Consider the following 7,838-nt stretch of genomic DNA (forward strand, 5'->3'; position numbering starts at 1 on the left):
CCTCTGACACCATGGCTTGTGTGAGCTATCCGTACGAATACGAAGCCCCAGTTTCGCAGACGCTCTTCGACCGCGCGTCCCTTGTGACCCCTGGCGGGGTGAACTCCCCGGTTCGCGCCTTCGGTGCCGTGGGCGGTTCGCCCCGGTTCATGGTGTCCGGTACTGGCCCCTATCTGACCGACGCCGACGGGCGCGAGTACGTCGACCTCGTGTGCTCGTGGGGCCCGATGATCCTCGGGCACTCGCACCCCGAGGTCATCGCCGCCGTGCAGGCCGCCGTCGCGCGCGGCACCTCCTTCGGTACGCCGGGGGAGGGCGAGGTCGCACTCGCCGAGGAGATCGTCGCCCGTATCGAGCCCGTCGAGCAGGTGCGTCTGGTGTCGTCGGGCACCGAGGCGACCATGTCGGCCATCCGGCTCGCCCGCGGTTTCACCGGCCGCGCCAAGGTGGTGAAGTTCGCCGGCTGCTACCACGGCCATGTGGACGCGCTGCTGGCCGCCGCCGGGTCCGGCGTGGCGACGCTCGGGCTCCCCGACACCCCGGGGGTGACCGGCGCCCAGGCCGGCGACACCATCGTCCTGCCGTACAACGACCTGGACGCCGTACGCCTGGCCTTCGCCGCCCACCCCGGCGAGATCGCCTGCGTCATCACCGAGGCGTCCGCCGGGAACATGGGTCTGGTTCCGCCCGTCGACGGGTTCAACGCCGGGCTCAAGGAGCTCTGCGCCGCGGACGGCGCGCTGTACATCTCGGACGAGGTGATGACCGGCTTCCGTACCTCGAAGGCCGGCTGGTACGGCGTCGACGGGGTCCGGCCCGACCTCATGACCTTCGGCAAGGTCATGGGCGGCGGCTTCCCGGCCGCCGCGTTCGGTGGACGCGCGGACGTCATGGCGTGTCTGGCGCCCGGCGGTCCCGTCTACCAGGCGGGCACGCTCTCCGGGAACCCGGTCGCCACCGCCGCCGGGCTCGCGCAGCTGCGGCTGCTCGACGACGCCGCGTACGAGAAGATCGACGCGGTCTCCCGGGAGATCCAGGGGCTGGTCACCGCGGCGCTCAGCAAGGAGGGTGTCGCGCACACCATCCAGACGGCGAGCAATATGTTCTCCGTCTTCTTCACCGACGGCCCTGTCCGGAACTACGAGGACGCCAAGGCGCAGGACGCCTTCCGCTTCACCCCCTTCTTCCACTCGATGCTGGCGCAGGGTGTCTATCTCCCGCCGTCGGCCTTCGAGTGCTGGTTCGTATCGACCGCCCACGACGAGCGGGCGGTGGAGCGCATCGCCGCCGCCCTGCCCGCCGCCGCCCGAGCCGCCGCCGAGGTGTCCGCATGAGCGACAGCAGCAAGGACAGAAGCAGCAAGGACAGAAGCAGCGAGATCACTGTCGTGCATCTGATGCGCCATGGTGAGGTGCACAACCCCGAGGGCGTGCTGTACGGGAGGAGGCCCGGCTACCACCTCTCCGAGCTGGGCCGGAAGATGGCCGACCGGGTCGCCGAGCACCTCGCGGGCCGTGACATCACCTATGTCGTGGCGTCCCCGCTGGAGCGCGCGCAGGAGACCGGTGCCCCGGTCGCCACCTCGCACGGTCTCGAACTCGCCACGGACCCCCGGCTCGTCGAGGCCGCGAACATCTTCGAGGGCAAGACGTTCGGCGTCGGCGACGGCGCCCTGTCCAGGCCGGCGAACTGGAAGTACCTCACCAACCCGTTCCGCCCGTCCTGGGGCGAGCCGTACGTGGACCAGGTCGTCCGGATGATGGGCGCGCTGAACTCCGCGCGGGACGCCGCGCGCGGCCACGAGGCGGTCTGTGTCAGCCACCAGCTGCCGATCTGGACGGTACGGAGCTTCGTGGAGCGGCGGCGCCTCTGGCACGACCCCCGTAAGCGGCAGTGCACGCTCGCCTCGCTGACGACCTTCACGTACCAGGGGGACAGGATCGTCTCCGTCGGTTACACGGAACCGGCGAGGGACCTGGTGCCGTCCCATCTCCTGTCCGGGGCAAAGCCTGCCAAAGGGAAGGCAAAGGCGTTCGGCGCCTAGAGTGAAAAATCGTACTGGTTGGGCGGAACCGTCACGTTAATCCCATCATCTGACCGGTTGCGCGCTTGTATGGGCCGCCGGACGACGCAACAGATGGGTGACGCGATGCGCAACATGAGCAGGAGGGGCCTGCTGGGACTGGGAGCCGGGGCTGCGGCCGCGGCAGGGCTGGCGGGCTGCGGCTCCGGTGGCAAGTCCACGGGCGGCAGTAAGGAAAAGGGCAGTCAGGGTGCCGGTGCCAGCCCGAAAAAGGGCCCGGTCCATCTGATCGGGGACGGGTCGACCGCCGATACCGGCCTCCAGCCGAACCAGCCGGCCAAGCCGGTCAGGCTGGAGCCGGGGCAGACCCCGCCGCAGTTCGTGATTTTCTCCTGGGACGGCGCGGGTGAGGTCGGAAACGGCCTTTTCCCGCGATTCCTGAAGCTCGCCAAGGAGCACCAGGCGGGAATGACGTTCTTCCTCTCCGGGCTCTATCTGCTGCCCGAGTCGAAGAAAGAGCTGTACCGGCCGCCGAACAACCCGGTCGGCGCCTCGGCCATCGGTTATCTCAGCGATGAGCACATCAAGGCGACCATGAAGTACACCCGGCAGGCATGGCTCGACGGCCATGAGATCGGGACCCACTTCAACGGGCATTTCTGCGGCACCACTTCGGGCTCGGTCGCGCACTGGACCCCCGAGCAGTGGCAGAGCGAGATCGACCAGGCCGTCTCGTTCGTCACCGAATGGCGGACGAACACCGGGTGGCACGATGAGCCGCCGCTGCCTTTCGACTACCGCAAGGAACTCATCGGCAGCCGCGCCCCGTGCCTGCTCGGCCAGGACAACCTGATCCCGACGGCGAAGAAGCTCGGCTGGCGCTACGACGCCAGCTCGCCCGGCGGCATGCAGACCTGGCCTGTCAAGCGCGGTGGGCTCTGGGACCTCCCGCTCCAGCAGATCCCGTTCCCCGGGCACACCTTCGAGGTGCTCTCGATGGACTACAACATGCTCGCCAACCAGTCGAAGAATTCGACCAAGGGCATGACGTCGCATTACGCGTACTGGCGCAAGCAGGCCGCCGATTCGTATTTCGCCGGATTCAAGAGGGCGTACGAATCGAACCGTGCCCCCATGTACATCGGCAATCACTTCGAGGAGTGGAACGGCGGTATCTACATGGACGCCGTCGAGGAAGCGATGAAGAAGATCGCCGGCCGTCCCGACGTACGGCTCGTCTCCTTCCGGCAGTTCTGCGACTGGCTCGATGTGCAGGACCCCGCGGTGCTCGACAAGCTCCGCTCCCTCGAAGTCGGGCAGCGGCCGGCCGGCGGCTGGAACAGTTTCCTTAAGGCTGCTTGACATCGGGCTTTCCGGGCAGTGAGGGGGGTGCCCAAGATCCGGGAAACGGCCATGCGAAACTTTTCACATGGCTCTTACGCGCCCCCTCCGCCGACGTACCGAAGTCCGCCGCGCCGCCCAGCTGGGCGCAGTGGTCGCGGTCTCCGCGCTCGCTCTGTCGGCGTGCGGATCCGGCGCCAAGGTGAGCAGTTCCCAGGGCTCCCGCTATGTGACGAGCAGCAGTGGCATTGTCACCGCCGCGAAGGGCGGGCGCCAGACCGCGCCCGACCTCTCCGGCAAGACCGTCGACGGCAGGACGCTCGATGTCGGCCGGGCCGGCAAGGGCAAGATCGTCGTGCTGAACGTCTGGGGCTCCTGGTGCCCGCCCTGCCGCGCCGAGGCCGGGAACCTGGCCAAGGTCTCCAAGGACCTCAAGGCCAAGGGCGTGGAGTTCGTCGGGATCAACACCCGTGACACGTCCACCGGCCCGGCCAGGGCGTTCGAGAAGAACTACGGCGTCCCGTACCCGAGCCTCTACGACCCCACCGGCAAGCTGCTGCTCCGCTTCCCCGCGGGCAGTCTGAACCCGCAGTCGATCCCCTCCACGGTCGTGCTCGACCGCGAAGGGAAGATCGCGGCCCGGAAGGCGGGCGGGGTCGAAGAGGACACGCTGCGCAAGATGATCGACCCGCTGATCACGGAGAAGTGATCCGGTGAGCGCGCTCGTCACGCTGGCCGCCGAATCCGGCATCGGCGGCACCGTCTACGACGGTGCCCTGCTGGTCGCGCTGCCCATCGCCGTACTGGGCGGTCTGATCTCCTTCTTCTCGCCGTGTGTCCTGCCGCTGGTCCCCGGCTATCTGAGTTACGTCACCGGGGTCAGCGGTTCGGACCTCGCGCAGGCCAGACGGGGCCGGATGGCGGCCGGGGCGGCGCTGTTCGTCCTCGGCTTCACCGCTGTGTTCGTCTCGGGCGGCGCGCTCTTCGGCTTCTTCGGGAGCAAACTCCTCGCCTACCAGGGCATCCTCAGCAAGGTGCTGGGCGCGCTGATGATCCTGCTCGGGATCTTCTTCATGGGCATGATGCCCTGGCTCACCCAGCGGGAGTTCCGGCTGCACAAGCGGCCGGTGACCGGCCTGGCCGGGGCCCCGCTGCTCGGTGCGCTCTTCGGCATCGGCTGGACGCCCTGCCTCGGACCGACGCTGTCCTCCGTGGAGCTGCTCGCTTCGCAGCAGGGCACAGCCGGCCGCGGCGCCATACTGACCGTCGCGTACTGCCTCGGTCTCGGGGTGCCGTTCGTGCTCGCGGCGGTGGCCTTCCGCAAGGCGCTCGGCGCCTTCGGCTGGGTCAAGAAGCACTACGCCTGGGTGATGCGCATCGGCGGGATCATGATGATCGTGACCGGACTGCTGCTCGTGACCGGCGCCTGGGACCGCATCATCCAGGAGATGCAGGTCTGGTCATCCGGCTACACGGTGGGGATCTGAGTTCCACATGAGCAAGACGACAGAAACGACGGACGCCATGAATCCGGGCGCCACGAATCCGGAGGCGGCCGACCCGGAGTCCGGGAGCCCGGACGGCGCGGAACCGGACACCACCGGCGGCGCGGGCGAGACCGACCTCGGCGCCGCCGGGTCGCAGCTCTCCACCGCGCCGAAGGAAGACCCGGTCTCCACCCTCCCCGCCATGGGTGTCATCGGGTGGATCCGCTGGTTCTGGCGGCAGCTGACCTCCATGCGGGTCGCGCTGCTCCTGCTGCTCCTGCTGTCCCTGGGAGCCATCCCCGGCTCACTGATCCCGCAGACGAGCATCGACGAGCTGAAGGTCACCGACTTCAAGGCCAAGCACGATGTGCTCGCGCCGGTCTACGACAAGCTGGGACTGTTCCACGTCTACAGCTCGGTCTGGTTCTCGGCGATCTACATCCTGCTGTTCATCTCGCTCATCGGCTGCATCGTGCCCCGCACCTGGCAGTTCGTCGGCCAGCTGCGCGGACGCCCGCCGGGCGCCCCCAAGCGGCTGACCCGGCTGCCCGCGTACACGACCTGGCGTACTGAGTCCGAGCCCGAGGCCGTCAGGGACGCCGCGCTCACCATGCTCAGGAAGCGCCGCTTCCGTGCGCACTCCCCCCGCGACGGCGAGGTCGCGGCGGAGAAGGGCTTTCTGCGCGAGACCGGGAACCTGCTCTTCCACATCGCCCTGATCGTGCTCCTGGTCGCCTTCGCCAGCGGCCAGCTGTGGAAGTCCGAGGGCGGCAAGCTGGTCGTCGACGGCGACGGCTTCTCCAACACCCTCACGCAGTACGACGACTTCAAGGCCGGCACCCTCTTCGACCCCGAGAATCTCGCGCCGTTCAGCTTCACGCTGGACAAGTTCATCGGGACGTACGAGAAGAACGGGCCCAACCGCGGCACCCCCCGCAAGTACGAAGCCCATGTGACCTACTCCGACGGCCCGCAGGGCAAGGACAAGAAGGCCGTCATCAAGGTCAACACGCCCCTTGAGGTCGACGGCTCCAAGGTCTTCCTGGTCTCGCACGGCTACGCCCCGGTCGTCGCCGTCAAGGACGCCAAGGGCAAGGAGATCTACCGCGACGCGGTGCCGCTGCTGCCCCTCGACTCCAACGCCACGTCGACCGGCGCGATCAAGGTGATGGACGGCTACCGCAACGCGGCGGGCAAGAAGGAACAGCTCGGCTTCCAGACCATGTTCGTGCCGACCTACGCCGGCAAGGGCAAGGGCACGATGTTCTCCACCTACCCGGGGCTCGACTTCCCGGTGATGGCCGTCTCCGGCTTCCACGGCGACCTCGGGGTCAACTCGGGGCTGCCGCAGAGCGTGTACCAGCTCAACTCGGACCATATGAAGCAGTACAAGGACAGCAAGGGCAAGAAGCTCGCCAAGCTGCTGCTGCCGGGCGAGACGATGAAGCTGCCGAACGGCGAGGGCTCGATCCAGTTCCTCGGCGTCAAGCAGTGGGCCAGCTTCAAGATCTCGCACCAGCCCGGCAACGGCTTCGCGCTGGTCGGCGCGCTGGCGGCCATCGCGGGCCTCGCCGGATCGCTGTTCATCCAGCGCCGCCGGATCTGGGTCCGTGCCGTACGGGGAGAGGACGGCGTGACCGTCGTGGAGATGGCCGGTCTCGGCCGGAGCGAATCCGCGAAGCTCCCCGAGGAGCTGGCCGATCTGGCCGCAACGCTCCATTCAGTGGCGCCGTCGGCGCCTGACTCCGCTGCATCCGCAGAGACACCCGAAGGGGCCGAGAAGTGAATCTCGCCGCCGCAACCAATGAGAACCTGGCGCACATCAGCAATGTGCTCATCTATTCGTCGATGGCCGTCTACACCCTGGCCTTCTTCGCGCACATCGCGGAGTGGACCTTCGGCGCCCGCAGCAAGGTGGGCCGTACGGCGGCCGCACTGACCTCGGCCACGGCCGCCGCCCCCGCGGTGCAGGTCAAGAAGCAGGGCGGCGGCACCGCCGTACTGGAACGGCCGAAGGTCGTCACCAGGTCCGCGGCCGGTTCCCGCGACGTCCCGGACGGCCCCGGCGCCGCGGGCGGCAGCGAGAAGGGCGACCTGTACGGGCGGATGGCGATCTCGCTGACCGTCCTCGGCTTCCTCGTGGAGGCCGGCGGGGTGGTGGCCCGCGCCATGTCGGTGCAGCGGGCGCCGTGGGGCAACATGTACGAGTTCTCGATCACCTTCTCATCGGTGGCGGTCGCCGCGTACCTGATCCTGCTCGTCGTCAAGAAGAACGTCCGCTGGCTGGGGCTCGCCCTCGTCACCACGGTCCTGCTCGACCTCGGTGTCGCCACCACGGTCCTCTACACCAAGAGCGACCAGCTCGTCCCCGCGCTGCACTCGTACTGGCTGTGGATCCACGTCTCGACGGCGATCATCTGCGGCGCCATGTTCTACATGGGCTTCGTCGGCACCGCGCTCTACCTCTTCCGGGACCACTACGAGGCCAAGATCGCCCGTGGCGGTAAGCCGGGCGCGTTCGCCGACTCGGTGCTCTCGCGGCTGCCGTCGGCCGCCTCGCTGGACAAGTTCGCGTACCGGATCAACGCCGCGGTCTTCCCGCTCTGGACGTTCACGATCATCGCGGGCGCCATCTGGGCCGGTGACGCCTGGGGCACCTACTGGGGCTGGGACCCCAAGGAGACCTGGTCGTTCATCACCTGGGTCGTCTACGCCTGCTATCTGCACGCCCGCGCCACGGCGGGCTGGAAGGGCCGCAAGGCCGCCTATCTGGCGCTCTTCGCCTTCGCCTGCTGGATCTGGAACTACTACGGCGTGAACATCTTCATCAACGGTATGCACTCCTACGCCGGAGTCTGACAGCGACTGGTCCGACAGCGGCTGTTTCCGGCAGCCACCGGAAGAGGGGGCGGGGGCGGCCCCACTCGGGGGTAACGCGCCCCTCACGGGGGGTTAACCCCCACCCGCGGGGGGGGGGGTCCAAAAAC

Annotated in this window: 7 protein-coding genes; all 7 read left to right on the plus strand. The window is 68.2% G+C overall.

Annotation, left to right across the window (positions count from 1 at the left end; genetic code table 11):
* The first annotated feature begins 11 nt into the window (after positions 1 to 11).
* Positions 12 to 1,334 carry a glutamate-1-semialdehyde 2,1-aminomutase gene (hemL, locus tag ACFXBC_RS24660; RefSeq protein ID WP_385028363.1) on the plus strand — a complete coding sequence of 441 codons (1,323 nt, stop codon included), beginning with the start codon at positions 12 to 14 and terminating at the stop codon, positions 1,332 to 1,334.
* Positions 1,331 to 2,044 carry a histidine phosphatase family protein gene (locus ACFXBC_RS24665; protein WP_385028366.1) on the plus strand — a complete coding sequence of 238 codons (714 nt, stop codon included), beginning with the start codon at positions 1,331 to 1,333 and terminating at the stop codon, positions 2,042 to 2,044. The genes hemL and ACFXBC_RS24665 overlap by 4 nt, the downstream gene beginning before the upstream one ends.
* 105 nt (positions 2,045 to 2,149) lie before the next feature.
* The gene (locus tag ACFXBC_RS24670) at positions 2,150 to 3,385 is read left to right on the plus strand and encodes a hypothetical protein (RefSeq protein ID WP_385028420.1); all 1,236 of its coding nucleotides are present in this window, start codon (positions 2,150 to 2,152) and stop codon (positions 3,383 to 3,385) included.
* Positions 3,386 to 3,452: 67 nt separating this feature from the next.
* On the plus strand, positions 3,453 to 4,073 hold the full coding sequence (locus ACFXBC_RS24675; RefSeq protein WP_385028369.1) for a TlpA family protein disulfide reductase: 621 nt from the start codon (positions 3,453 to 3,455) through the stop codon (positions 4,071 to 4,073).
* Positions 4,074 to 4,077: 4 nt separating this feature from the next.
* Positions 4,078 to 4,851, plus strand: coding sequence for a cytochrome c biogenesis CcdA family protein (locus ACFXBC_RS24680; RefSeq protein ID WP_385028372.1), 774 nt, complete (start codon positions 4,078 to 4,080; stop codon positions 4,849 to 4,851).
* Between the two features lie 7 nt (positions 4,852 to 4,858).
* Positions 4,859 to 6,637: a cytochrome c biogenesis protein ResB gene (locus ACFXBC_RS24685; protein WP_385028375.1), complete on the plus strand. Its 1,779-nt coding sequence runs from the start codon at positions 4,859 to 4,861 to the stop codon at positions 6,635 to 6,637.
* Positions 6,634 to 7,710 (plus strand): c-type cytochrome biogenesis protein CcsB, encoded by a 1,077-nt coding sequence (gene ccsB, locus ACFXBC_RS24690; protein ID WP_385028378.1) that lies wholly within the window; start codon positions 6,634 to 6,636, stop codon positions 7,708 to 7,710. The genes ACFXBC_RS24685 and ccsB overlap by 4 nt, the downstream gene beginning before the upstream one ends.
* Positions 7,711 to 7,838 lie beyond the last annotated feature (128 nt).

This window comes from Streptomyces sp. NPDC059398 (genome assembly GCF_042751845.1).
Taxonomy (GTDB): Bacteria; Actinomycetota; Actinomycetes; order Streptomycetales; family Streptomycetaceae; genus Streptomyces.

Bases quoted from the DNA above. Each gene is read 5' to 3' on its own strand.
- hemL (WP_385028363.1), top strand. From the start codon at position 12: ATGGCTTGTGTGAGCTATCCGTACGAATACGAAGCCCCAGTTTCGCAG.
- ACFXBC_RS24665 (WP_385028366.1), top strand. From the start codon at position 1,331: ATGAGCGACAGCAGCAAGGACAGAAGCAGCAAGGACAGAAGCAGCGAG.
- ACFXBC_RS24670 (WP_385028420.1), top strand. From the start codon at position 2,150: ATGCGCAACATGAGCAGGAGGGGCCTGCTGGGACTGGGAGCCGGGGCT.
- ACFXBC_RS24675 (WP_385028369.1), top strand. From the start codon at position 3,453: ATGGCTCTTACGCGCCCCCTCCGCCGACGTACCGAAGTCCGCCGCGCC.
- ACFXBC_RS24685 (WP_385028375.1), top strand. From the start codon at position 4,859: ATGAGCAAGACGACAGAAACGACGGACGCCATGAATCCGGGCGCCACG.